The 24,917-nt window shown below is 61.6% G+C and carries 21 protein-coding genes and 1 riboswitch; of the genes, 10 read left to right on the forward strand and 11 right to left on the reverse strand.

What is annotated here, in order from left to right; translation table 11 throughout:
* The first annotated feature begins 112 nt into the window (after positions 1-112).
* Positions 113-1,738 carry a D-aminoacylase gene (locus EHW12_RS09815; protein ID WP_007727452.1) on the forward strand — a complete coding sequence of 542 codons (1,626 nt, stop codon included), beginning with the start codon at positions 113-115 and terminating at the stop codon, positions 1,736-1,738.
* Positions 1,739-1,831: 93 nt separating this feature from the next.
* Here EHW12_RS09815 and EHW12_RS09820 read toward each other — a convergent pair whose 3' ends face one another.
* The 6 genes from EHW12_RS09820 to EHW12_RS09835 form a co-directional block, all read right to left on the reverse strand.
* Positions 1,832-2,983: an MFS transporter gene (locus EHW12_RS09820; protein ID WP_228232544.1), complete on the reverse strand. Its 1,152-nt coding sequence runs from the start codon at positions 2,981-2,983 to the stop codon at positions 1,832-1,834.
* A 286-nt stretch (positions 2,984-3,269) separates the two neighbouring features.
* Positions 3,270-3,845, reverse strand: a complete 576-nt coding sequence (locus EHW12_RS34975; RefSeq protein WP_206434841.1) for a serine hydrolase domain-containing protein — start codon at positions 3,843-3,845, stop codon at positions 3,270-3,272.
* Positions 3,764-4,099 carry a beta-lactamase family protein gene (locus EHW12_RS34980; protein ID WP_241199136.1) on the reverse strand — a complete coding sequence of 112 codons (336 nt, stop codon included), beginning with the start codon at positions 4,097-4,099 and terminating at the stop codon, positions 3,764-3,766. Before EHW12_RS34980 ends, EHW12_RS34975 begins: the two co-directional genes overlap by 82 nt.
* Positions 4,099-4,464, reverse strand: coding sequence for a hypothetical protein (locus tag EHW12_RS34985; RefSeq protein WP_206434842.1), 366 nt, complete (start codon positions 4,462-4,464; stop codon positions 4,099-4,101). Before EHW12_RS34985 ends, EHW12_RS34980 begins: the two co-directional genes overlap by 1 nt.
* A gap of 99 nt (positions 4,465-4,563) precedes the next feature.
* Positions 4,564-5,748 (reverse strand): serine hydrolase domain-containing protein, encoded by a 1,185-nt coding sequence (locus EHW12_RS09830; protein WP_007733647.1) that lies wholly within the window; start codon positions 5,746-5,748, stop codon positions 4,564-4,566.
* Between the two features lie 287 nt (positions 5,749-6,035).
* The gene (locus tag EHW12_RS09835) at positions 6,036-7,061 is read right to left on the reverse strand and encodes a serine hydrolase domain-containing protein (RefSeq protein WP_206434843.1); all 1,026 of its coding nucleotides are present in this window, start codon (positions 7,059-7,061) and stop codon (positions 6,036-6,038) included.
* A 301-nt stretch (positions 7,062-7,362) separates the two neighbouring features.
* Here EHW12_RS09835 and EHW12_RS09840 point away from each other — a divergent pair, with 301 nt between their 5' ends.
* Both EHW12_RS09840 and EHW12_RS09845 read left to right on the forward strand, forming a co-directional pair.
* Positions 7,363-8,529, forward strand: a complete 1,167-nt coding sequence (locus EHW12_RS09840) for a histidine kinase (RefSeq protein ID WP_199267515.1) — start codon at positions 7,363-7,365, stop codon at positions 8,527-8,529.
* Positions 8,530-8,570: 41 nt separating this feature from the next.
* Positions 8,571-9,254: a response regulator transcription factor gene (locus EHW12_RS09845; RefSeq protein WP_100245420.1), complete on the forward strand. Its 684-nt coding sequence runs from the start codon at positions 8,571-8,573 to the stop codon at positions 9,252-9,254.
* Positions 9,255-9,350: 96 nt separating this feature from the next.
* Here EHW12_RS09845 and EHW12_RS09850 read toward each other — a convergent pair whose 3' ends face one another.
* The 4 genes from EHW12_RS09850 to EHW12_RS09860 all read right to left on the reverse strand — a co-directional run bounded on the left by EHW12_RS09850 (position 9,351) and on the right by EHW12_RS09860 (position 14,458).
* Complete coding sequence (locus EHW12_RS09850; RefSeq protein WP_007727443.1) at positions 9,351-11,345, reverse strand: SDR family oxidoreductase; 1,995 nt, start codon at positions 11,343-11,345, stop codon at positions 9,351-9,353.
* Between the two features lie 50 nt (positions 11,346-11,395).
* Positions 11,396-11,518, reverse strand: a complete 123-nt coding sequence (locus EHW12_RS35840) for a hypothetical protein (protein WP_003940840.1) — start codon at positions 11,516-11,518, stop codon at positions 11,396-11,398.
* A 284-nt stretch (positions 11,519-11,802) separates the two neighbouring features.
* Positions 11,803-12,270, reverse strand: a complete 468-nt coding sequence (locus tag EHW12_RS09855; protein WP_231917264.1) for a hypothetical protein — start codon at positions 12,268-12,270, stop codon at positions 11,803-11,805.
* Between the two features lie 67 nt (positions 12,271-12,337).
* On the reverse strand, positions 12,338-14,458 hold the full coding sequence (locus tag EHW12_RS09860; protein WP_125050554.1) for an MMPL family transporter: 2,121 nt from the start codon (positions 14,456-14,458) through the stop codon (positions 12,338-12,340).
* Between the two features lie 71 nt (positions 14,459-14,529).
* Positions 14,530-14,676: riboswitch (cobalamin riboswitch) on the forward strand.
* A gap of 115 nt (positions 14,677-14,791) precedes the next feature.
* Between EHW12_RS09860 and EHW12_RS09865 the strand changes: the two genes are divergently transcribed.
* Genes EHW12_RS09865 through EHW12_RS09880 form a run of 4 tightly spaced genes read left to right on the forward strand, consistent with a single transcriptional unit; the run spans position 14,792 to position 18,403 of the window.
* Positions 14,792-15,787, forward strand: coding sequence for an ABC transporter substrate-binding protein (locus EHW12_RS09865; RefSeq protein ID WP_030535103.1), 996 nt, complete (start codon positions 14,792-14,794; stop codon positions 15,785-15,787).
* Positions 15,784-16,824, forward strand: a complete 1,041-nt coding sequence (locus EHW12_RS09870; RefSeq protein WP_125050555.1) for an iron ABC transporter permease — start codon at positions 15,784-15,786, stop codon at positions 16,822-16,824. Before EHW12_RS09865 ends, EHW12_RS09870 begins: the two co-directional genes overlap by 4 nt.
* A gap of 14 nt (positions 16,825-16,838) precedes the next feature.
* Positions 16,839-17,636, forward strand: coding sequence for an ABC transporter ATP-binding protein (locus EHW12_RS09875; protein ID WP_081305329.1), 798 nt, complete (start codon positions 16,839-16,841; stop codon positions 17,634-17,636).
* Positions 17,633-18,403: a (2Fe-2S)-binding protein gene (locus EHW12_RS09880; RefSeq protein ID WP_081557630.1), complete on the forward strand. Its 771-nt coding sequence runs from the start codon at positions 17,633-17,635 to the stop codon at positions 18,401-18,403. The genes EHW12_RS09875 and EHW12_RS09880 overlap by 4 nt, the downstream gene beginning before the upstream one ends.
* A 31-nt stretch (positions 18,404-18,434) precedes the next feature.
* Here EHW12_RS09880 and phoA read toward each other — a convergent pair whose 3' ends face one another.
* Positions 18,435-19,967 carry an alkaline phosphatase gene (phoA, locus tag EHW12_RS09885; protein WP_003940796.1) on the reverse strand — a complete coding sequence of 511 codons (1,533 nt, stop codon included), beginning with the start codon at positions 19,965-19,967 and terminating at the stop codon, positions 18,435-18,437.
* A 268-nt stretch (positions 19,968-20,235) separates the two neighbouring features.
* Here phoA and EHW12_RS09890 point away from each other — a divergent pair, with 268 nt between their 5' ends.
* The 3 genes from EHW12_RS09890 to EHW12_RS09900 all read left to right on the forward strand — a co-directional run bounded on the left by EHW12_RS09890 (position 20,236) and on the right by EHW12_RS09900 (position 24,890).
* Positions 20,236-23,523: an error-prone DNA polymerase gene (locus EHW12_RS09890; RefSeq protein WP_007727426.1), complete on the forward strand. Its 3,288-nt coding sequence runs from the start codon at positions 20,236-20,238 to the stop codon at positions 23,521-23,523.
* 234 nt (positions 23,524-23,757) lie between these two features.
* The gene (locus tag EHW12_RS09895) at positions 23,758-24,105 is read left to right on the forward strand and encodes a hypothetical protein (RefSeq protein ID WP_007727425.1); all 348 of its coding nucleotides are present in this window, start codon (positions 23,758-23,760) and stop codon (positions 24,103-24,105) included.
* Positions 24,106-24,119: 14 nt separating this feature from the next.
* Positions 24,120-24,890 carry a glucose 1-dehydrogenase gene (locus EHW12_RS09900; RefSeq protein ID WP_003940866.1) on the forward strand — a complete coding sequence of 257 codons (771 nt, stop codon included), beginning with the start codon at positions 24,120-24,122 and terminating at the stop codon, positions 24,888-24,890.
* The last annotated feature ends 27 nt before the right edge of the window (positions 24,891-24,917 follow it).

The following is a 24,917-nucleotide window of genomic DNA, read 5'->3' on the forward strand; positions in this document are numbered from 1 at the left end:
GCACCAATTTTGCATCGCGTATGTGTGTCTGGAACAAGATTTCGCTTCCACGATTCAGCAAAGTGAACAGGGTCGCATCTCGCGACAGCAAGGCCAGGGTGGAGGAGACGTGATGCTGCCGACAATCGTCGTTCGGGACGGGACTGTGCTCGATGGTAGAGGGAGCCCGCCCAGGAAAGCGGATGTTGCGATCTCCGGTGACACGATCGTGGAAGTCGGAACGATCGGTGCTGTGCCGGGGGCGATCGACATCGATGCTCGCGGTTGCATGGTGGCTCCCGGTTTTGTGAATGTGCTCAGCCATAGTTACCTCACGCTGCAGCAAGACCCACGAGGATTGTCGGACTTGTATCAGGGGGTCACAACCCAGGTCTTCGGTGAAGGCGTGTCTCTCGGACCGGTCACGGGTTCGATGACTCCGGCGATGCTCGGATTGGGCGCGATTCCAACTGGGGTGCAATCACATTGGCCGAGGTTGCATGATTTTCTCGAATCCTTGGAGACGAACGGCGTCGGTTTCAACGTGGCGAGCTTCGTCGGCGCGGCGAATCTGCGCATGGTGGTTGCGGGTGTGGACAATCGCCTGTTGAGTGAACAAGAGCTGGCCGAAGCGTGTGCCCTGCTCGACGAGGAGCTTGAAAATGGAGCTCTCGGAGTGGGTTCGGCTCTGATCTATCCACCCGGAAGCTATGCGGATTCCGGCGAGTTGCGAGCATTTTCGCAGGTGCTCGCCAGACACGATGCCGTCCATATCTGCCATCTCCGAAGCGAAGGGCAGAGGTTTCTCGAAAGCATCGAGGAACTGGTCGATATCGCTCGAACGACAGGAGCGCGCGGGGAGATCTACCACCTCAAGGTTGCTGGTAAGTCGCACTGGCACAAAATGTCCGAGGCCTTGCAATTGGTTGAGTCGGCTCGCGAGGACGGTGTGCGAATCACCGCGGACGTATATCCGTACGAGGCGGGGAACACGCTGCTCAGTGCCGCGTTACCACCGGAGTTTCGGTGTCGTGACACGACGGCCGGGCGCACGCACCTGAACTCGACCGGTGTCCGAGAGCAGATCCGCGAGAGGATCCATCGTGAGGACGAGGACTGGGAGAATCTCTACGCTGCGTCCGGAGGCGCCGATGGGGTGACGATCTTGTCCGAGGTACCGGCACTCGGGATCCGAGCGGGGGAAGCTCTGGGATCTATTGCTCGGAGGATGGGGCATCACGACCCGGTAGACACCATACTGGCTGTTCTCGACGCTCTCCCCACAGCCGAGGCTGCCTATTTCATTGCGTCGGAGGACAACACGCGAACTGCCTTCGAGCGTCCCTGGGTTTCGGTTGGTTCCGATGCCGATGCTCAAAGCACGGAGACCCTTTTCGCGGGGCAACCCGTCCACCCCCGTTCATTCGGAACTTTCGCCCGTATTCTGAGCCGCTACACCCGCGGCATTGGCGGGCAATCAGTCGAGGAATGCGTTCGCCGAATGACCAGCCTTCCTGCTGAAAACTTCGGTTTGGCGAAGCGGGGCTACATTGCGCCAGGGGGATACGCCGATCTGGCGATCTTTGACCCCTCGCAGGTAGAGGATCTCGCGACATACGACAACCCAAGAGTGTATGCGACCGGAATGCGGCACGTTGTGGTCAATGGGCAACCGGCACTGTCGGACGGGGTGCCGACGGGGATGCTTGCAGGGCGCGCACTTCGGCGCTCGCGCAACGGGTTCGATGCAGTGAGGTGACGAGCTGGCACCGGGGTCAGCTCCGGATCGGCGAAGCGGCCACTGCCGGGAACGACCCTTCAGCGGCCACTTCGCCGGACCACGTGAGAGCCCTCAGAATTTCGCCGGGGTTTGCGGAACGATCATGGCCACCAGAGCCGCCGCAGCCGTCGCGCCGACCAGGACTCCGAACGCGGCCATGTACGAGAACTGGTCCACCATCCATCCCATCACGAGGGGGGTGATGAAACCGGCGAGCTGTCCACAACCGTTGATCAAACCCATTCCGGAACCGAGGAATTCGGCAGGCAATGCCCGCAACGGGAGGGCGAAGATCGACATCGAGCACAGTCCGCTGACGCCCATCGCGAGGGTTTGATAGAACGTGAACATCGCGACGGTATCGGTGGTAGTCATCAAGAACAGCAGAATGGCGGAGGTGGCCATGCACGGAACGAGCAGAATGCGCGCGCTGTCGTGAAAGTACTTGTCCACCAGACGTCCACCGACGACGATGGCCAATGCCGTGACGATGAACGGGATCGCCGCGAAGATTCCCGTATCGATCAGCGAGAGCCCCTTTTCGTTGAGGAGGTAGCTCGGCACCCAGGTCAACAGCCCATATCCGGCCATGTTAGCCAGGCAGAACAGAAGTGCGAACTTCCAGACCGAAACGGACTTGAATACCGCGGCGCGTGAGTGTTCACGGGCGAGCGGTTGCAGTGCGGCCTCCGGATCTTCCGTGATCTCTGTGTCCAGCGGCGCCGGGAGCACCAACCAGACGACTGTGCCGATCACGGCGCCGACTATGGCAACCAGCCAAAATGCGTCCCGCCAACCGACGGCCATGAGAACTGGGGCGATGATCAATGGTGCGATGCCGGGGCCCAGGTTGTTTGCACCGATCATGAAGCCCATGGCCGTGGCGCGAGTTTTCGGACGGGTTCGCTCAGCCAGAGCTTTGAACGACGCTGCTGGGAAGAGGCCCTGGCTGAGCCCGAACATCGCACGCATGACCATCAGCGAGACGAGTCCCCAGGCGAATCCTGTCAGTGCGGTGAACACCGACCACAGGATCAACGCAACGATCAACAGTGGCCGGGGTCCGAATCGGTCGGCCAGCATGCCGCCGGGGACCTGCCCGAGCATGTAAAAGATGGCGAAGATCGACACGACTCCGCCCAATTGCGTATTACTGAGGGAGAATTCGTCTCCGATCATCGGCAGTGCAAGCCCGATCATCACGCGATCTATCATGTCGATCATCCAGATCGTACTGAGCAGCCCAACAGTCATAGTCGTTGTTCGACGAATTGACTTGTTGTCCAATATGTTTTGTATCGACTTGCCGCCGCTATGCGAGGGTTCCTCAACTGTGGCGCGTTCCGACTTCATCATGCCTCCTGAATTGCGTTGTGCCGCATGGACTGATGAAGTGTGGCAGCGGACACGTAGGCCGCATTGGTCCGTTCGGCCAATAACCTACCGAATGTTTCGTCGGGCGGTACAGCGTCACTCGGGTGAGATTCCGGGTGACGCTGTCACCAGAGCTTTAACTGCACAAAGCTCTGTCCACGGTGTCTACGACGTGTTGCGTGGCGGACGCAGTCGTGGGAAGAGCAGTCACCGCAAGGTTTACGGCGCGCCCGTTGTCGGTGATGCCGCCGCGGGTCTCGTAACCGACTATGTCGCCGCCATGGCCCCAGTAGACCCCGCCGCACGAGAGAGTCCTGCTGGTGAGGCCGAGGCCGTACTCGAGTCCGGTGGGCCCGCCGACGTGGACGGTGGTACGCATCTGGTCGAGTTCGGCTGCGGGGAGCAGTCGTCCGTCGAGTAGCGCGTAGAGGAACTGGTTGAGGTCCGAGGTGGTGGAGATCAGCTGCCCTGCGGCCCATCCCCACGACGGGTCCATCTCTGTGACGTCACTCAGTGGGCTGTCTGGTGCGGTGCGGTGGTATCCCTTGGGATGGGGACCCCGGATGGTCATGTCTCCCGGGGATGGGAAGTAGGTGTCGCGCAGGCCGATCGGCGCGAAGATACGTCGATTCATCTCCTCGGCGAGGGGGCGGCCGGTAACCTTCTGTACGAGTAGGCCGGCCAGAATGTAGTTGGTGTTGCTGTACCCCAACTCGTTCCGGGCGGTGCGTCGGCGGGGTGTTGGAACGCGACGTCGAGCAAATCGTGGGGGTCGGCGTAGCGGTATCTGATCTCTTCGTCATTGACGTGTATTCCGTAATCGGGGAGTCCGCTGGTGTGTTGGAGGAGTTGGCGGATGGTGATGTTGTGGCCGTCGATCCCGTCTCCGCGGACGAGTCCGGGTAGGTAGGTCTCGATGGGGGTGTCGAGTTCGATCTTTCCTTCGGCGACCAGTTGCAGGACCACTACTGCGGTGAAGGTTTTGGTGTTGCTGCCGATTCGTATCTGGCCGTTGGGGGTACCTCTGATCCGGTGGTCAGGTCACCGACTCCTGCGGTGTAGTTGTGGGAGTTGCCGTTTCGGTCTTGGATGCTTGCGAGGGCGGCGGGTAGTCCGTCCTCGCTCACCAGCGCGTCGAGGGAGCGTTGAACCGCGTCGGACTCGGTGGAGGAAGAACCGACGGTATCGGGACTGAGGGCGGATGACGGCGAGCAGGACGCCAGCGTCATGGCACCGAGGGCCGCCGCGGCAACGACCGAAAAGGTCCGGTGCCGTTTGCGGTCCTGCCGGCGATCTGAGGAAGGGAAGCCCTTTCGAATATTGTTACGCATCAGTAGAACTCCTGAGGATTGGTAGGTTCGGGACATCGTTCGCTCGGGAAGAATTGTTGTTCGATGTTGCGTGCGAAGTCGTGCACGAACATGTTTCCTTCACTTCTCGCACATCGCTGCGTCGACAACTCGCTGTGCTGCTACGAAGGCGTCCTCGCTCATCGGGATGTGATTGAGGGTGAGAGTCACAGCGCGTCCTGTGGTATCGACTCCGCCCGAGGTGCCGAAGCCGGGAATTCCGCCGCCGTGACCCCAGATCTCCTTCCCGCAGGAGCTGTTCACGCGGACTAGTCCGAGTCCGTAGCTGTCCTGCGGGCTCCTGTCGAACGGCACGGTGTGTTTCATCTCGGCGAGCCTGTCATTCGAGACGAGATCGCCGCGTAGCAAAGCCGTGAAGAAAGTGTTGAGGTCGGCGCCCGTTGCGACCATCGCACCTGCGGTGTCGGCCCACGACACGTCGCCATCGGTGACATCGACCTGAATGCCGTCAATCGGGTGATAGCCCTGTGCATGAGAACCGCGGATCTGTGTCTCGCGGGAGGCGGGAAAATAGGTGTCCATCAGTCCGAGCGGATCGATTATGCGGGTGGTGATCTCCTGCGCGGCAGGGCGTCCTGTGACCTTCTCGATGAGCATCCCGAGCAGAATGTAGTTCGTGTTCGAATAGACAGCCTTGTCTTTGGCTGCCGGGCCGGGTGGAAGAGACATCGCGATATCGACCAGTTCAGTGGGGGAGAAGTGCTCCGGTGGTTGTGCGCTTGTCCCCACCAGCAGCTGGCCGGGCTTGATGTCTTCCGGCCGTGCTCCGCCGGCGGCGAGGTAGTCCGTCAGTCCACTGGTGTGCTGCAAGAGATCTCGAATGGTGACTCGGTTGCCGTCGTTCCCGTTGCCTACGACCGTTCCGGGCAGGTAGTGCTCGATGCTCATATCGAGGTCGAGCAGTCCGTCGTCGACGAGTTGCATGACGACGGTCGAGACGAAGGCCTTTGTGTTGCTGCCGATTCGGACCCGCGCATCATCGGGGATAGGCTCGCCGGTGGCGGTGTTTCCCATTCCTGCACGAATGATGCGAGTGCCCCGCGACGGGTCGGAGATCACGAGTTGTGCGCCGGGGATCCCCTGCTCGATGACGCCGTCGAGCGCCTGTTGCACGGCAGCGTCGCTTTGCCGAGTGGAATCAGTGGAGTCAGTGGTGTCACCACATCCGCTCACGCCCAATATGAGGGCTGCAGCGGTGACTGCCGGAAGCACGGTGAGCAGGGGGCGACGTCGAAGGGTGGTCATTGGTTGTGGTCTCCTGTTCGTCGAATCTCGTGGTGAGTTCCACATGCAGAGAACAGTATTGACGTGCGTACGCGTCCTCCATGGTGCGAAGTGCAGTCTCTCGGTGGTGCGTGCCGGAGCGTACGGGGTGTAGCTGGCTGCACCTCGGAGTCCGGCGTCTCGCGGCCGATACTGTCGGTTTGACGAGCTATTTCGGAGTAGGCGGCCTTTGGTGATTGACAGGAGGCCTCAGCGACAAAGGGCGATATCCACCGCGTGTTCGAGTTTTCTCCGGGTGGCGTCGTCGACTACTTGCATGCTGACCGCGATGTTCGCTTCGCGTCCGTCGTCGGTAGCGCCCCGCGTGTCTCGTATCCAGGGAAACTGCCGCCGTGGCTCCAGGACAGGCCGCCACACGGTAGCGGGCGGCTGACCAATCCAAGTCCGTAGCGGGCATCGGGTCCGAAGGTTTCCTCCGCGGGGACGGTAGTGCGCATCTGGTCGAGTTGGGCTGCGGGGAGCAGTCGTCCGTCGAGGAGTGCGTGGAGAAACTGGTTGAGGTCCGAGGTGGTGGAGATCAATTGCCCTGCGGCCCATCCCCACGAGGGGTCTATCTCTGTGATGTCGACGGGAGGCGCGTCCGATGACTCCCGGTAGTAGCCGCGGGGGTGAAGTTCCGAGATCTTCTCGTCGTATGGTTCAGGAAAGTATGTGTGCTGCAGATCGATCGGCGCGAAGATTCGCCGGTTCATCTCCTCGGCGAGGGGTTTTTCAGTGATCTTCTGTACGAGTAGGCCAGCGAGGACGTAGTTGGTGTTGCTGTACTTCCAACTCGTTCCGGGGGCGAAGTCGGCAGGATGTTCGAGCGCGATGTCGAGAAGTTCGCGTGGGTCGTAGTATCGGACTTCGTCTTCCAGGTAGTTGCTGTAGTTGGGGAGTCCGCTGGTGTGTTGGAGGAGTTGGCGGATGGTGATGTTGTGGCCGTCGATCCCGTCTCCGCGGACGAGTCCGGGTAGGTAGGTCTCGATGGGGGTGTCGAGTTCGATCTTTCCTTCGGCGACCAGTTGCAGGACCACTACTGCGGTGAAGGTTTTGGTGTTGCTGCCGATTCGTATCTGGCCGTTGGGGGGTACCTCTGATCCGGTGGTCAGGTCACCGACTCCTGCGGTGTAGTTGTGGGAGTTGCCGTTTCGGTCTTGGATGCTTGCGAGGGCGGCGGGTAGTCCGTCCTCGCTCACCAGTGCGTCGAGTGAGTGTTGAACCGCATCGTGCCGCGCAGCGACGGTATCGGCGGACGACGAGCACGCACCGAGGGTGACCACGCTGAGAGTCATTGCGACGGAACAGAGGGCGCGGTGCCGTTTCCGGCTTTGTCTTTGGGGTGAGGGAGGTTGGCCCTGTCGACTGTGGCGGCGCATCAGTAGAACTCCTTGGAGAGATTGATCGGTCTGGACACGATCCTGTCTGCTGGAGGATTGGTCGCGCATCGCTCCGACGCGGGAAAACCATCTCCCTCGATCGGGGGAGGCCATCGCCGAGCGGCCCAGTCATACTTGTCGAATCATGATCACAGGACTACGACCGCTGATGCGGGGCTCTACATACTCAGCTGTACTTTTCGCCTTTTGTGGTGTGTTGGCAAGCCTGCCACTTCTGGTGGTTGCGATGTTGCCTGCTCTCGCGTGGCAATCCGCACCCGAGTTCGTCCGGGTGCTTTCGGTCCTGCTCATATGGGTGACTTTGGTAGGAGCACTCGGCCTGGTGCATCCTGTGCGACGCGCGCTCATCGTTACTGCCCGCCGACTGCTGCAGGTGTCGCTGCCGAGTCCAGCGCTCGGACACCGTACTCCTAACCTCTCGGAGATTGATCGCTGGCGGGCCCCGCTCTGGATTGTCCTGCATGTCATGGTGGGTTGGCTGGCGGCGCTCGCGACCAGCGTCCTTTTCATCATGGGGATTTCGCTCCCGGGGAACTGGCTCGGCGGCACGGCGCGAATCAGTCTGTTCGATACGTCGGTTGACGTGACGGGTGGATGGACCTGGATCGTGGCGGCCGGCTGCCTCCTGCTTGCGGTAGGAATTTGTGTCCTGGTGGCAACACTGCTGAGATGGCTGGCGCCACGACTGTTGGGGCCGTCCACGGCTGAACGGCTCGCGCTGGCGGAAGAACGCGAACTGCAACTGGCCGAACGTAATCGGGTCGCTCACGAGTTGCACGACTCGATCGGACACACGCTCACCGCCGCCACGATCCAGGCGGCGGTGGCCGGCGAGGTGCTTGCCTCCGATCCTGCCGCGGCGAGGGCCGCCATGCGTAGCATCGAGGAGTCGACACGGGCAGCGCTCGAGGACCTGGACTACGTACTGGGTGTACTTCGCGAGGAGAGGCCTGCTGTACCTTCTCGGACGCTGTCGGACTTGCCTGCGTTAATTGATCGGTTGCGGCATGCGGGGGCGGTTGTGGAGGTGAACCTGTCGGGTGACCTTTCACAGATCCAGGGGACACTCTCTCGCGCGGCGTACCGGATCCTGCAAGAGGGGACGACCAATGCTCTGCGGCACGGGGACAGCGGGCCGATCGAAATCACGGTGGCAGTCGGCTCGGAGAGCGTCGAGCTCAGAGTGGTCAACAGCATCGGGGCAGTGACCGGGGGAAAGGCAGACGTAGTTCGAAGATCAGGGCGCGGCCTGGCAGGTTTGGCCGAGCGCGTGCGACTCTTGAACGGTGAGTTCAAGGCTGGACCGGACGGAGCCCAGGGCTGGCGATTGAGTGTTCAGTTGCCGGTACGGGTGGCACGATGACCGAAGCCAATTGGAGTGAGGACGCCGCCAAACCTGCAAGCATGCCAGTCACCCTGCTGATTGCGGATGACGACGACGTTACCCGCAGCGGCCTGCGTATGCTGCTCGCAGCTCAGCCCGGGATTGTGGTCGTCGGCGAGGCTTCCGACGGTATCGAAGCAGTGGAGCTTTCGCGGCAACTTCGTCCGGATGTGGTGCTGATGGACGTGCGGATGCCGCTGCGCAACGGAATAGAGGCAACTCGGCACCTCCAGGCCGAGTGCACCGAACCGCCGAAAGTCTTGGTAATCACCACTTTCGAAAACGATGGCTACGTCACGGCCGCACTCAGTGCGGGCGCGAGTGGCTTCGTGCTGAAGCGGCTCCCAGTCCCGCAGATCGCAGCGGCAGTACGTGTGGTGGCGGCGGGCGAAGTGATCCTGTTCCCTGCCGCGCTACGCCGGATGGTTACGCCCCGCCCGTTGGTCTCCGCTGAGGCGTTCCCGAATGCAGCGCTGACAGCAAAGGAGGAAGAGGTATTGCGGTTGATGGCCACCGGGCTGTGCAACTCGGATATTGCTCAGGTTCTGGTTGTGAGCCTGGAGACAGTGAAAACGCATGTCGGGAACGTGCTGGCAAAGCTCGGTGCTCAGAATCGGACGCACGCTGTCGTCATCGCCTACGAGTCTGGTCTGGTGGTCCCGGGGTCAGGCACCGATACGGAACCCTGTGCAACTGGCGGTTGATTGCTTTTGTCAGCGTGACCCGGTGAGGATTCGCCGACTGAACCTACAGATCCGTTCCTCTTGCCGAAACGCTCCGAGACGAAGTCACACCACCGGTCACCAGTGCGTACCGGGCACGAGTCGGGCGGCCCGACGGCCGAGTTTGCGGATGCGCGAGCGCGAGTGGTGCTGTCGCGCCGGTGTTGCCGGAGCGTCTGCCGGAGTTTCCTTGTCTACCTGACCCTTTGCCGCCGGAGAATCGGGGAAGGCCTGGTACATCTGGTTGAGAATTCGGTCCTTGGTGTGCGGTGCGAACAGGGTTCCCAGATCACCCAGGGTTCCCAGTGGTACGTCGATGCGTTTGGGGCGGTCGATCAGCGCGCGGATCACCATTGCCGCAGCCTTTTCCGGGCTGGTGATCGGGCCGTTGTTGTATTCGCCGGTCGGAGCGATCATCGGTGTTTCGACCAGCGGCATGTGGATGGTCGTGAAAGTGATTCCGTCCGCCAGGGTTTCAGAGGCGGCTACGTCCGAGAAACCGTCGAGGGCGGCCTTGCTCGCCACGTAGGCCGAGAATCTAGGCGTTGCCGCCTGGACTCCCGCGCTGCTGATGTTCACGATGTGGCCGAAGCGGCGAGAACGCATGGTCGGTAACAAGGCGAGCACCAATCGCACAGCGCCGAAGTAGTTCACGGCCATCGTTCGTTCGTAGTCGTGGAAACGATCAGTGGAGTGGTAAATGCCGCGCCGGATGGATCGGCCGGCGTTGTTTACCAACATGTCTACGTGATCGTGTTCTGTCAGAATGCTTTTGATCGTGTGCTGGACCGACTCGTCGTCGGTGATGTCGCAGGGGTAACCGAACGCCTTGCCTCCGGCTGATCGAATCTGCTGTACTGCGGCATCGAGTTCGTCGGTGCGGCGTGCGATCAGGAGAACGGTGGCGCCCTTCTGAGCGGCGGCAATGGCCGATGCCTTGCCGATTCCGGAAGAGCCTCCGGTGATCAGAACGATCCGACCCACGAGTGGTCCTTCGGGACTGTTACGTCGTGCGCGATTGGGATCGAGGTTTGCGCGCCAGTACTTCCACAACACAGTGGAGTACGACCCGAACTCGGGGACCGCCAGTCCTGATCCGGCCAGGGCGGCAACGGTTCTCGCGGAGGTGAAGGTCGGCGCCATCGTCATGTTGTCGAGTAATGCTGCAGGCATGCCGATGCGATCGAGGAAAACCTTCCGCGCCGATTCTGCCGAATCCATCGGCAATGGCGAGACAAAGGGTTTGGCGATCACGCCCGGCAGGCTGAGTGCGGGCCGGGGCGCTCCGGCGGCCTTGGCGAGTCCGGCATAGATTTCGCGTACCGGTTGAGGTTTCGGATTCACGAGATGGAATGCTTCGCCGTCATGGCCGGGCACATGCATCAATTCGACGAGGGCGGCGGCTACGTAATCGACGGGCACCACGTTGGTTGCGCCGAGGTTGGGGATCGGGACGGGGAGTGCTGCAGGTAATTTCGCGAGTAGCGCCAGTCCTGGGAACAAGTAGTACGGACCGTCGATCTTGTCCATCTCGCCGGTGACGGAGTTACCGACCACGGCAGACGGCCGATAAACACGCCAGGTGAGGCCTTCTCGTTCTCGAACGATTTTCTCCGCCTCGAACTTGGTTCGGTGGTACGGAGTGGGAAAGCCTTGACCGCAATCGAAATCGGTTTCGCTGAAGGTTCCCGGGTAGTCGCCCGCAACTGCGACTGATGACACGTGATGAAGGGTGGCTCCCAGCTGTGCGGCAAGGTCGGCCACGGAGCGTGTGCCCTCGACATTCGTCGAAGCCTGCTCGTCTCCGGCGGTGATGTCGTAGATCGCGCCGAGGTGAAGGACGTGGTCGGCAGGCGGGGGAGAGTCGATGCCCAGTCCCGGCTCGGTCAGATCTCCAATGAGTGGATGCACGCGATCGCCGCCGGGAATTGCCGACACCTGTTCTTCGAGTTTGGCTACAGAACCGGCTCTGACCAGCACATGGATCTGAGCAGTTTGATCACGCTCGAGCAGGAGTGGCAGTGCAGCTCGTCCGAGGAATCCGGTACCGCCAGTGACGATGTAAGTGGCCATAGTCGGTAACTTACTCCAAAGTAAGATCAGCGGCTAGAGGGAAACGAACATCAATGCGTCATGACCCCGTCCTCGGCGTCGAAGTCGATGCCCGCGGAGATGATTCCGGAGAACAAGAACGCGACGGCAAGCGCAAGAGCGGGGATTGCAAGGATCCATTCGAAAATTGTCATGCTCCAAGTCTGACGAAATCAGCTTCGGAGAACATCGCCCTGCGGAGCGATTTAGACGATCGGGCAGTCATCCTCGAGGACGACTGCCCGATCAGGGAAATCCACTAGGTCTGTTGCTGAAGAGTTTCGGGCGCAGTGGGGTGCGCGCTCGTCCTTGCGTCGCGTGACCTGATTTCGGATGAGATGTGGGCGGCCGTTGTTCCGAGGGTGTGAAGGCCATGCGCCGTCCGCCAGTAGACCGGCGCACCATCGTCGAGGCGATGGAGTGGCCAGGCCGGCAAACCCTAGGCCGGTTCAGCGCCCGACAAGTCCTCGACCGCATACGGGGTCGTTCCTTCGAACAGAACACCGATCCCGAAAGGATCGGCCATCTCGAGCCTTGACTCAGCGAACCGCAGCAGCCAGGTTCCGTCAGCCCAGATCACCGCCTCAGGTTCGCCGAACAGTGACTCCGTGGCGTCCAACTCCACGAGTTCGGAGTGGCGGAGGCCGAACTGTGGCCCACGCAGCTGTTGACGCAGGTAATCGGCGGCGACTTCGGCAAACTCACCGAACCGGGCCATCACGGTCGCAGCGAGCGCACACACCGCAGACTCCGGCACGGTGGCCGGCTCGATAACCAGACTCACCGGCCTGGAGTCACCGACCCCCTGGACATCGATGATCGATGTCCAGCACGCCAACGAATCGTCCGAGTCGACACGCGAAAACACTGCTGAGCCGACCACAACACTCTCAGGTAAGTCATCCACGACCCCTAGTCAAACACGGCTCTCCGCAGGATCCCAGGCACTCTTCAGCGACATGATCCAGTCGCGATCAGTGGCCGATGCCGACCTTCGCGTGAACCTTTTTCATCCACACAGGAGCCCACCAGTTCGCTTCGCCCATCAACTTCACGAGCGAGGGCACGAGCAACATGCGGATGATGGTCGCGTCGACGATCAGCGCGACGATCATGCCGACGCCCAGGAACTTCATCACTGACAGCCCTGACATTGCGAAGGCCCCCGTCACCACTATCAGGAGTAAGGCGGCAGCCGTCACGATGCGGCCGGTGCGCTCGGTTCCGAACTTGACCGCTTCCTCTGTCGTCGCTCCCGCGTTCTTGGCCTCGACCATCCGTGACATCAGGAAAACCTCGTAGTCCGTGGACAATCCGAAGACCACCGCCAGGATGAGCACGACAAACGTCGCCTCCAGCGGAGTTTGACTGACCCCGAGGAGTTCGACGCCGTGTCCGTCCTGGAAGACGAAGGTGAGGACACCGAAGGTGGTCGCGAGACTCAGGGCTGCCATCAGCACCGCCTTGATCGGCAGCACCACCGAACCGAACGCGAGGAACAACAGGATCAGGGTGGATCCGACCATGATGAGGATCATCACCGGTAGCCAGTGCAGGACGGCGTTGTTGCCGTCGTCGACCATGGCTTGACCGCCGCCGACAAGCAGCACCGTTCCGTCGGGAGCGGAGATCGCACGCAGATCTGTCACTGCGGCGCTCTGTGATTGGGGTGTAGAGCCCTCGCTGTAGAGAGCCTGAACCGCGACGAGTTGATTGGTGCTCGCGACGACGGTCGCCTGACCGATGCCCTCGACTTGACCGGCGGACTCGGCGATCGCTGCACCTTCGGCCGGGGTGAGAGTGTTCCCGTCCTCGGCCTGAAGGATCATCGTTGCGCCGTTTCCGGTTTGCGGGAAGTCGTTGACCAACGTGTCCATTGCAACGCGAGCGGGGTCGTTGTCCGGTAGTGCGGTGTACGAGAGTTCTCCCAGCCGGGCGCCGAGCAGCGGCGAGGCCATCACGAGCAGCACGGCCACGATCGTCACCGAGACTGCGACCGGACGCTTCATCACCCACGTGACGACGCGGCCCCAGAACTTGCGCGAGCGTTCCTCGCCGCGTTGCGCCGCATCCTTGCGCCACGTCAGGGCGTTGATGCGATGCCCCAGAATGGCAAGCAGCGCAGGCACAGCGGTCAGCGACAGGACGGCCGCGCTCAATACTGCGGCGATCGCGCCGAAGCCCAGAGACCGGATGACGGCCTGGGGGAATACGAGCATGCCGCTGAACGCACAGATCAGCAGTAGACCCGAGAACATGACGGTGCGACCCGCCGTCAGAACTGTCCGCTGAGCAGCCGCTCCCGGGTCCGAGCCCGAATTCAGTTCTTCACGGAACCGACCGACCACGAACAGTCCGTAGTCGATGGCCAGTCCCAACCCGAGAAGAGAAGCGACGTTGATCGAGAACGAGGACACATCGGTGATCAGCGTGAGGATTCGCAGAACGGCCAAAGCGCTCAGGACACTGAGTACACCCACGAACACGGGCACGGCAGCAGCGACGATGCCGCCGAAGATGAAGACCAACAGCACCAGAGTGATCGGAATGGCGATGGCTTCGGCGACCACCAGGTCCTTCTCGAGCTTGGTGTTGAATGCGACGCCGACGACGGTGTTACCCGCGAATTGTGCCTCGGCACCTTCGACTTCGAGCTTCGGCAAGAGATCGGCGAAAGTGGCCGGCGTGATGCCCGAGTCCGGTGCCAACGTGATCGCGACGGCCGCCATGGATCCGTCGTTCGAGAGCAGGCTGGCCTTCGCTGCGGCGTCTGTTCCCCAATACGATTTCACCGAAGCGGTCGGCACTTCGGTTTTGAACTGGTCGACGGCGGCTGTCACTGCCGGCCCGATGTCGTCCAGAGTCTTGCCGTCCGTGGGCGAGTAGATCGCGATGATGTCCGGGGTCTGCGGTCCGAGATTGTCTTCGATGATGTCGGCGACCTTCGCGGAGTCGCTGCCCGGATCGATGAAGCCGCCCTGGCTGAGCTTGCCGAACACTCCGAGTCCCCACACCCCACTGATGAGAACTATCAGAACCGCGAGGCTCAGTACCCACCATTTCCGGGCGACGACGGTTTGGGCCCAGCGTGTCATGTATCAACTCCGGTGTGTGGGGGCGTCTGGCCAGATCGACTGTAGTGGGCGTTTGGTCTTGAATCGGAAACGTCATGCATACTGCTCGAAGCACTTGCAAGCCACGCGTGTGGGGGAAGCCGGTCCGAATCCGGCGCTGACCCGCAACGGTAGGTCGATTCTCGGTAGTCACCGAGTGTCGGCAAGCCCGATTACCCGCCGCGCGGTGTGCGACATCCATTCGTCGTGGTCTACGAAAAGGAAGTCCAGCAGGAGCTCTGGCCGAGGATCAGCGTGCGGGCGGAGTTGTCTGTCGGATTCTCATTCGTGGCTCAGAGCCCTTACGAGGTCCCCGTGTCACTTCAGTTCTCCCCGTCCCGCGCCGCCGCTGTTCTCATCGCGGTCGCCTTGGTTTCGGCAGGTTGTTCCAAAGGCGAAGCGGCTGGTGGTTCTTCAACCACCGAATCCTTTACGCAGCCGGTTTCCATCACGAACTGCGATCGAGAAGTAACATTCGATTCGCCACCCCAGCGGATCATCACCATGAACGATCACGTCACCGAAGTACTCATCGAGATGGGCGTCGGTGACCGGATCGTCGGGATGGGATACGGCGACAGCACACCAACCCCCGAGACCGCCGAGCAGTTCGCGAAGATCACCAACCTCGCCAAGGAATACCCGACCACCGAGCAGATTCTCGATCTCGATCCCGATTTTGTCGTCGGAGGTATGAGCAGCGCCTTTCAAGAGAAGGAAGGCCGTTCGCGGGACCTGTTCGCCGAACGCGGAATCAACACGTTCCTGTTCTCCGAGTACTGCGGCCAGGGATTCCCCGACATCTCGATGCTGGAAAACGACTACGAGCAGTTGGGGAGAATCCTCGGCGTCGAAGGTGAAGCAGCCGAGGTCACCGATCAGGTAACGCAAGGGCTCGATGCGGTGAAGGCGGCAGTCGGAGATGCACCGCCGGTGCCGACATTCTTCTATGACGGCGGCAAGGACGTTCCGACGACGATCGGCGGAGTGGGTGTCGGTCAGCTCGTCGCCGGCTACGCGGGAGCGACGAACATCTACTCCGAGGGCGAGCGCCCATACGTCAAGACCACATGGGAGGTCGTGGGTGAGCGTGCGCCCCAGGCGATCGTCGTTCTGGACTACGGATCTGAGAACGCCCAAGCGAAGATCGATTTCCTGAAGTCACATCCCGTCATGGCCACCACTCCCGCCGTCCAACAGAATCGATTCGTGGTCATTCCTCTCGACGACTTCTTCGAGAGCCCTCGTCTGGTGCGCTCGGCCCAGACCATCGCGGCGGGTCTGCATCCGGGCGTAGTTCCGGCACAGTGACCAGATCTCGTTCCAGCTATACCGCTTTGCTTGCAGTCCTGTGTGTTGCGCTTGCCGTGGTCATGGGGCTGGCGGTGTCTTTCGGGTCGGTCCGCATTCCCGTCGGTGACGTCTGGGCGATAGTCGGAGCCCGTTTGGCGCCAGGGACTTTCGCGACGTGGTGGACCGCGGCGCGGGAGTCGATCGTGATCGACTCCCGCCTGCCACGTGCACTCACTGCCGCGGTAGTGGGTGCTTCGTTGGCCATGGCAGGTGCAGTTGCTCAAGCTGTCACCCGTAATCCGCTTGCCGATCCGTATCTGCTCGGAGTCTCGTCGGGCGCAGGATTCATGGTGGTTTTGGTTACGGTTCTGGGGATCGGAGCCGGAATGCTCGGCGTATTCACGATTCCTGTTGCCGCGTTCATCGGAGCGATGATTCCGTTGTTCCTCGCGTTGCTGATTGGTGGTAGATATCCGCAGCCGACTGCAATCATTCTTGTGGGTGTTGCGCTCGGACAGATATTTTCGGCATTGATCACTTTTTGTCTCTTGGTGATTGCAGACGAGCGTCACATCACTGGAGTTATGCATTGGCTCGCCGGCGGATTCGGTGATGCACGATGGTCGACGCTGATCTTCCCGACGATCACACTGGCCGTCGTCGGCACAGCCCTTCTGTTCAGTTCGCGATGGATGGACGTTTTGCAGACCGGTGACGACGGGGCTGCTGCACTCGGTATGAACGTCCGACGGTTCCGTGTGTTGTCCTTGCTCGCGGTCTCCGTACTGGCGGGCGCAGCAGTCAGCGTTGCCGGTGGAATCGGTTTCATCGGTCTGCTGATCCCGCATCTGGCCGGCTTCATCGTCGGCACCAGAGCAATTCGACTGCTCCCTGCTGCAGCCCTGCTGGGCGCCGTCGCGATGGTTGCCGCGGATACCGCTGCGCGCTCGGTGGCACAATCCACTGAAGTTCCGGTCGGAGTGATCACGGCCCTCGTGGGTGCACCGATCTTCGTCTGGATGCTCTACCGGCAGTATCGGAGGCTCGAACAGTGACACAGGCCAGAACAGTGACACTCCCGAAAGACTCCGAAACTGCGCCCCTGCTCGAACTCGTCGAGACCCGGGCGCGGCTCGGAAATCGCGAAGTGTTGCGCGGCATCACTTTCGCAGTCAAGTCCGGTGAAATATTGGGCTTGGTCGGGCCGAACGGCAGTGGCAAGACGACGGCGCTGCGCTGCTGCTACAACGCTTTGACGCCGACAGGTGGCGCAGTTCTGATCGATCAAGTCGACTCGACGACGCTCTCGCGTAAGGACATCGCCCGAACTGTCTCGGCAAGTGTTCAAGAACCCACTGTCTCGGCAGGACTTTCGGTTCGTGAATCGATCGCGCTCGGACGAACTCCGCACCGCAGCTGGTTGGACCGAAGCACGGAGCGCGATACCACCATCGTGGACCGGTGCATCGAGCAGGTCGGTTTGGTCGAGCTTGCCGGACGAGACGTATCGACCCTGTCGGGTGGTGAGCGGCAACGTGTCTCGATAGCTCGCGCATTGGCTCAGGAGCCCAAGGTTCTGTTGTTGGACGAGCCGACCAATCATCTCGATCTTCGTCACCAGTTGATCGTGATGGAACTGCTTACCGAACTTGCGTCGGCGGGGCTCGCAGTTGTGGTCACGATGCACGATCTACGGTTGGCAGTCGAGTACTGCGACAACCTTGCCGTGCTCACCGAAGGTGAACTCCGCGCGTGTGGGTCTACGGTCGAGGTGTTGGACGAGCCGTTGTTGGCCGAGGTTTTCGGCATCAGGGCGCGAGTCGAACGCGGAGTACGTCCGCGGATGGAGATATTGGGGCTGGCATGACGGAATCGGTGGCCGGGATCTACGCCCGTATGGCAGTAGCTGTGCCGTTCTTCGACAACCTGAGCGCGTATCCGGATACGGTGCCCGCGGTGTTGATGACCGACCCCCAGTGGTTGGCAGCACGTGTCGCCGATACGGCAGAGCGATGGGGGAGTGCGGACAGTCGAGTGAACGGCACGTTGTGGTGGTACTCGGCCAGCTCGACGCTGACCGGCATTCCGATCGGAACCGGGATGGTCACCGGGTTCGCGGCCGATCCATCGTTGGACGGTGGGCGGATCTTCTTGCGTGACAACGGCTATCTGGGCGGTTTTGCTGCCGGATCGGTCATTCCGATCTCGCGGAGTGTGGCGGAGTTGGGCCACACGATGTTCCGCTCGCTCAATCCCGTGATCGAGGTACTCGCCGAGGTGTCCGGCGTTCGGCAGCAGGCGCTGTGGGCGATCACAACGGACTCCATCGCCAATCGCAGCCTCGATGCCGCCGGTAATGCGCGGGAGCGCGGAAGTGCATTTGCGGCCGGTCTGATCGAAGTTCTCCGCGGTGAGAACCCGGGCATTCCGGTCCCGCGTTTCGTGGACGTGGATCGCAGAGAATCTGCTGTGCGCGTGAGTAATCCATTGACGCCGGTGGCATTCGGGCGACGCAGATTCACGCAGCGGGCGTCGTGCTGCCTGATCTACGAGGTACCCGGTGAAGGCAAATGCACCAGTTGCCCGAAGCGCGCACCCGAAGATCGGGTGCGCGCCTTGGCCGCTCTGGTGTGACTGTGGGTGGGCGGATTCAGGTGTTATCGGATCAGTGAGCTGCGACCTTGGAACGGTCGAGTCCCAGCGCGTCGGTCATCGTGAAGAACAGGTCGGTCTGGTCCGTGAGACCGCTGACGTTGGCCGCATGCGGGCCGAAAGCTGCTACGCGCAACTGAGTTCCGGTGTGTCCTTCGGACTCGACGGCCGGATCCTCGGACGTTCCGTAGCTGATCGTCATCTCCGAGCCGTCCTTGGTGGTCAGCTTGCGGGTCAGGCCGGGGTAGACGATTTCCTGGGCGCGCTCGACCGGGATGTTCTGGTCCTTGGCGATGGTGGCGATGTCGTCGGCGCTGACATTGGTGACGATCTGGCTGGTGTGAGCGTGGTCGGCTGTGACGATGACCAGGGTTTCTCCGTCGGTCTTCGCAAATTCGAGTGCCTTCTGCACAGCTTCGTCGAGGTCGACGGTTTCACCGATCTGACCGCATGCGTTGGCTGCGTGATCCTGCTTGTCGATCGAGGCACCTTCGACCTGGAGGAAGAATCCGTTGTCGTTGACCTTCAGTAGGTCGATGGCCTTCTGAGTCATGTCCGCGAGCTTGGGTACGTCGGAGGTTCGCTTGGGGTTGTCGACGCAGGTTTCGGCGGGCTGCAGGTAACCGTCGCGGGTGGCGACGGATCCTTCCCAGCGGACGGGCATGTTGCCGTCGGCGAACAAGCCGAGCACGGGTGCATCCTGATCGGCCTTGCCGACCTCGTTCATCTCGGCGGCGTTCTTCACCAGCTGGTAGCCACGGGCGGCGGCCTGCTCATTGAGTGTCTTGCCCTGCCAGTCACCGGCTTTCGCAGTCTCGGCGAAGGACTTGGCGCCGCCGGCAAAGGTGACGTCGGCGCGGGTGTCGAGGAGCTGTTCGCTGATCGATCCCTTGCCGCCGTTCTCGAGGGCGTTCTCCGGGCAGGACTTGGACGTCGCCTCCGGTCCGTAGCACTTGCGGCCACTGACGTGCGCGACCTGCACTGCGGGGGTGGCGTCCTGCACCTCGGCGGTGGAGACGTTGCCGGTGGCCTTGCCGTTCGCCTTGGCGATCTCGAGGACGGTCGACTGGGCCTGCCCCTTGATGTCGACGGAAATCGCGCCGTTGTAGGTCTTGGTGCCGGTGGACCATGCCGATCCGCTGGCTGCGGAGTCGGTGACGTAGTCGGGCTTGCCGTCCTTGGTCAGTGCGTAGTGCGTGTACTGGCCGGTGATCGGCAGGGCGTCGAGGCCGGGGAAGCTGCCCGCAGCGCCTTCGGCGTAGTTGCGTGCGGCGGTGATCTCCGAGTCGCCCATGCCGTCCCCGATCAGGAGGATGACGTTCTTCGCGCCGGAGGCATTGACGGCGTCGCGCACTGCGGCCGACTGATCACCGTCGATGCGACGAGCGCCACCGTTCGAGGACAGTTCGCCGGTCGCGGCGCGATCGACGGTCGCGCCGTTCGAGCCGGTGGCCTCGTCGGCGCTGCTGCTGCAGCCGGCAGCGGCCAGAACGGCGACGGCGCCGGCGACGGCCGTCAACCTACGTGTGTTGCGCGAGAACGACATACGAGTAGTACTCCTGGAAACAGTATGGATGGAGATTATGAACGCCGCTAATGATCTGGGGCGAAAGTGAACGGAGTGCAGACATGCGTACATCTGAATGTGACGAGACGGTGAGGGTTGAGATTCGCTCTGTTGACTGTGGGTGAGTGACCTGTCAGACTGAATCTGCATCGAACATCAGTTCGATGCATGTGGTGCGTCTTCCCTTTCGGCATCCTCGAGCAGTCGGTCGTCCCTGACGGCCGACTCGATCAGGTGCGAGGTCAGTGTGGGTTGGGGAAATGGGCCGCCGACGTGGTCCGAGATGGAACGGGTGCTTTCCGGACGACCCGGCCGTGTGGAACACGAGGATTTGTTTCCGGGCGATGGAAGCGACAGCCCCGCCTGGTCAAGAAAGCGCGGCGAGTACCACGCGGGCGAGCTCACCCGTGGTGCCGGTGTAATTCCTTACGCAGAACTGCACGCTCACTCGGCCTTCAGTTTCCTCGACGGTGCATCACCGCCGGAAGAGCTGGTCGAGGAAGCAGTGCGTCTCGGGCTCGAAGCTATCGCCGTCACCGATCACGACGGCTTCTACGGCGTGGTGAGGTTTGCGGAAGCCGCACGTGAATGGGGAATGCGCACCGTGTTCGGGGCCGAGTTGTCTCTGGATTCGGTACCCAGAACCGGCACGGCAGATCCCGGTGGAACGCACCTCCTGGTACTTGCCCGTGGGCAGGAAGGGTATCGCCGGCTCTCGCGGGAGATCGCTGCCGCGCATCTGGCGGGCGGCGAGAAGGGCAAACTGCAGTACGACTACGACGTGCTGACCGAAGCAGCCGGTGGCCACTGGCAGATCCTGACCGGGTGCCGGAAAGGTCATGTGCGGCAAGCCTTGACGTCGGGTGGTCGCGAAGCAGCGGCGGATGCCTTGGGGGATCTGGTCGAGCGTTTCGGGGCGGAGCGAGTGTCGGTGGAACTCACTCATCATGGGTTGGCGGAGGACGACGAGCGCAATGCCGTTCTGGCCGAATTGGCGAGAGAGCATGGACTACGTACGGTGGCGACCACCGCCGCGCACTTCGCCGCTCCTCCGCGTCGACGCCTCGCCATGGCAATGGCGGCTGTACGGTCGCGTCAAAGCTTGGACGAGGCAGCAGGATGGTTGGCCCCTACCGGCGGAGCGCACCTGCGGTCCGGCGCGGAGATGGCGGCACTGTTCTCGCTCTATCCCGAGGCTGTCAGTGGTGCCGCCGATCTTGGTCGTGAGTGCGCTTTCGATCTCAAGCTCATCGCGCCCAAATTGCCACCGTTCGACGTGCCAGCCGGGCATACCGAGGCGTCGTGGTTGCGTGAGCTCACCATGGTGGGGGCGCTGGAACGCTACGGACCGCCGGAAGGTGCACCGAAGGCATACGAACAGCTCGAACATGAACTTGCCATCATCGAGGGATTGAACTTTCCCGGATATTTCCTGGTGGTGCATGACATCGTGTCGTTCTGCAAGAACAACGACATCCTCTGTCAGGGAAGAGGTTCCGCTGCGAACTCGGCGGTGTGTTACGCGATCGGCATCACCAATGTCGATCCGGTTCGCAACAAACTGCTGTTCGAGAGGTTTCTTGCGCCTGAACGTGACGGCCCGCCGGACATCGACGTGGACATCGAGTCCGACCGCCGGGAAGAGGCGATCCAGCACGTGTACGCGAAGTACGGGCGTACGTATGCCGCGCAGGTCGCCAATGTCATCACCTATCGAGGAAAGTCGTCGGTGCGGGACATGGCTCGGGCGCTGGGCTTTTCGCAGGGACAGCAAGATGCGTGGAGTAAGCAGGTCGGCCGGTGGGGTGGTATCGACAAGAATGCGGATACCGATATTCCGCGTCCGGTACTCGAACTGGCGGCGCAGATCGAAGGCTATCCGCGGCACCTCGGTATCCACTCAGGCGGCATGGTCATCTGCGATCGTCCCATCGCCGACGTCTGCCCGGTGGAGTGGGCGCGGATGGCCAATCGCAGTGTCCTGCAATGGGACAAGGACGATTGCGCTGCCGCTGGGCTGGTCAAGTTCGATCTGCTCGGCCTCGGCATGCTCTCAGCTTTGCACTACATGATGGACCTGGTAGCCGAACACAAAGGCATCACAGTCGATTTGGCGCAACTCGATCTGTCGGAAACAGCGGTGTACGAGATGTTGCAGCGGGCAGATTCGGTGGGTGTGTTCCAAGTGGAATCACGTGCGCAGATGGCGACACTGCCGCGTCTGAAGCCTCGAAACTTCTACGACCTGGTAGTCGAGGTCGCGCTCATCCGTCCGGGGCCGATCCAAGGCGGATCAGTGCATCCGTACATTCGTCGGCGCAACAAACTCGAACCTGTGTCCTACGACCATCCGTCGCTCGAGAAGGCACTCGAACGCACGTTGGGGGTTCCGCTGTTCCAGGAACAGTTGATGCAGATGGCCGTCGACGTTGCGGGCTTCACGCCGTCCGAGGCCGATCAATTGCGTCGGGCAATGGGATCGAAACGCTCCACCGAGAAGATGGAACAACTGCGCGCGAGGTTCTATCAGGGCATGCGAGACCTACACGGCATCGGTGACGAGGTTGCCGACCGGATCTACGAAAAGCTGTATGCATTCGCTAATTTCGGTTTCCCGGAAAGCCATTCACAGAGTTTTGCCGCGCTGGTCTTCTACTCCTCGTGGTTCAAACTTCATCATCCCGCTGCGTTCTGCGCCGGACTTCTGCGCGCGCAGCCCATGGGTTTCTACTCGCCGCAGTCCTTGGTTGCCGATGCGCGCCGGCACGGAGTGCAGGTACACGGTGCAGACATCAATGTCAGCCTCGCGCATGCCACCGTCGAGGCAGGTGGATTCGAGGTTCGGCTGGGGCTGGGGGAAGTGCGCAACATCGGCGATGCACTCGCCGAGAAAATTGTCGAACAGCGCGACCTCGGTGGACCGTTCACGTCGTTTCTCGATCTGACCGGGCGGGTGGAACTGACTACCGCACAAGCTGAATCGCTGGCGACCGCCGGTGCGCTAGCCAGCTTCGGTATCTCGCGTAGAGAAGCGCTGTGGGCAGCGGGCGCTGCGGCGGGGGAGCGCCCCGACCGCTTGCCCGGTATCGGTGCGTCGGTCACAGCTCCCACCCTGCCCGGCATGAGCGACGTCGAATTAGCGGCGGCGGATGTCTGGGCGACAGGAGTATCTCCCGACACGTACCCGACACAATTCCTCCGCCCACAGCTCGACGCGCTCGGCGTGGTGCCGGCGTCGAGACTTCTCGACATCCCGGACGGTGACCGTGTGCTGGTGGGGGGAGCAGTCACACACCGGCAGCGTCCGGCCACAGCTGCGGGCGTCACGTTCATCAACCTCGAGGACGAAACCGGCATGGTCAACGTCGTGTGTTCGGTGGGGTTGTGGGCAAAGTACCGAAAATTGGCAAATACGGCGCCGGCGTTGCTTATTCGAGGGAAGGTGCAGAATGCAGAAGGCGCTGTCACCGTCGTGGCAGACCGGATGCAGCTGATGGATCTGCGAGTTACGGCCAAATCGCGAGACTTCCGTTAACGCCTGATTCTGGCCACCGTGTTAGTGCCGAGAGACAGTTTTGTGCCGAGAGGACAAATGTGGAGCTCAACTCTGACCTCCGAGCATATGGTGCGGGTCACATTTGCTCCCTAGGGTTGTCGCTTGAGCGCGATCGATTCACCACACGCAGCCGCGGTCAGTTGCCTTGCGCGTGAATATCGTCGCCTTCCAAACGCGCTGAACCAAAAGCACTTCGAGTCGAAGAGGAACTTCATGAGCACAGCGATTCTCGTCGCACACGTACACCCCGCCGATCCGTCTTCGGAGGATGCGTTCAACCGCTGGTACGACGACGTGCATATTCCGCAGGTCGTCGAACGAGTGCCCGGAGTTGTCTCCGCCTCCAGATTCTTCCTGGCGGATGTGCAGTTGCTGCCCGAGGATGCATTGCCCGCGCGCCGCTACCTGAGCATCTATCAACTCGACACGGAAGATCTCGCGGGCACCGCGCAGGCGTTGGGAAGTGCTTTGGGCGACGGAACTCTCGACATGTCCGAGGCCATCGCGACCACCGGCGACACCGGACCCGAATTGCTTTTCTACGTCCCGACCGAGAATTGAAGGGGAACGCTGACATGTCCGATCTTCTCGCGAACAAAGTTGCAATTGTCACCGGCGCAGGTGCCGGAATCGGCGCCGCCATTGCCCGGGCGTTCGGGGCGGAGGGCGCGAGGGTCGTGGTCTCCGATATCAACGGTGGCGCAGCACAGGCAGTGGCGGACTCGATCGACGGAGCTATCGCTGTCACAACTGATGTCACCGACGAACAGCAGGTCAAGGATCTCGTCGCCAGAGCGGTCGAAGAGTTCGGCGGACTGAACGTCGTAGTACCCAACGCCGGTATCGCCACCACGACCCCGCTGATCGAGACCTCGTTCGAGGACTGGCGGAAAGTGATGTCGGTCAACCTCGATGGAGTGTTCTTGACAGTGCGTCATTCGCTGCCCGCTCTCGTCGCATCCGGTGGCGGTTCGATCGTGAACATCTCGTCGATCTCGTCGACCACCGGCTCGCCTTTGATCGGCAGCTATGCCGCAGCCAAAGCAGCAGTTCGCAATCTCACCGAAACCCTGTCAGCCGAACTTCGCTTCCACGGAATCCGCGCGAATGCATTGCTGCCCGGATTCATCGATACCGACCTGGTCAAGAGTCACCAGCAGGATTTCGAGAATGCCCTCGGCCTCGAGTCCGGGGGATTCGACGACTTGATGGTCACGAAGCAGACGCGCTATGGCCGGACCGAGGAAGTTGCCGCCGCCGCAGTGTTCTTTGCGAGCGACCAGTCGTCGTGGTGCAACGGCAGCAGCCTGGTTCTCGACGGAGGGTTCACCGCTTCTCTCCTCTGAGCAGCAGAACCCTTTCCGAACGTCACC

It is taken from the genome of Rhodococcus sp. NJ-530, assembly GCF_003860625.1.
Classification (GTDB): domain Bacteria; phylum Actinomycetota; class Actinomycetes; order Mycobacteriales; family Mycobacteriaceae; genus Rhodococcus_F; species Rhodococcus_F qingshengii.